This window comes from Corallococcus sp. CA047B (assembly GCF_003612065.1).
Taxonomy (GTDB): Bacteria; Myxococcota; Myxococcia; order Myxococcales; family Myxococcaceae; genus Corallococcus; species Corallococcus praedator.
The window spans coordinates 1-555 of the sequence record NZ_RAWD01000714.1 but is presented as its reverse complement, the minus strand read 5'-3'; the positions used below and the strand labels follow the sequence as shown (position 1 = coordinate 555).

Below are 555 nucleotides of genomic sequence, written 5' to 3'. Positions count from 1 at the left end.
GTGGTTTAGGGTGGCGGGCACGGCGAAGGCCGGGGGCTACTCCATGGGCAGACAGAGATCATTCGTCGAGCGCCAGCGGCAGCGGGCCGTGGTGTCGCTCACGGCGCTGATGCTGGGCGGTGGGGGGCTCGTTCCCCAAGGGGCCCGGGCCCAGGACTCTGGCGGCGTGCGGGCGGCCCTGCGCTCCGCGCACCGGCTCTACGATGCGCTGGAGTACGAACGCGCGCTGGAGCAGCTCTCGGCGGCCCGGCGCTTGTCGACCGGTGACGCGGACGACGTGCTCCTGTCGCTCTACGAGGGCGTCATCCTGGCGGACCTGGGCAAGAACGAGGCGTCCACCGCGGCGTTCAAGGCGGCCCTCCAGTTGGAGCCGCGGGCGGTGCTGCCGCTGAAGGTCTCGCCCAAGGTGGAGCGGCGCTTCGAGGACCTGCGACAGCAGGTGCAGCGCGAGCAGGTGGCTCGGCTCGCGCAGGCCCCCTCCGTGGAGGCGCCCCGCGTGTCCGAGCCCCCGACACTCCCGCCCCTGGCTTCCCGGGAGGAGTTCTCCGGGAGCGG

At 73.2% G+C, this 555-nt stretch carries 1 pseudogene; it reads left to right on the top strand.

The window, feature by feature from the left end:
- Positions 1–555, top strand: a pseudogene (locus D7X74_RS43525) (hypothetical protein); the annotation flags it as partial.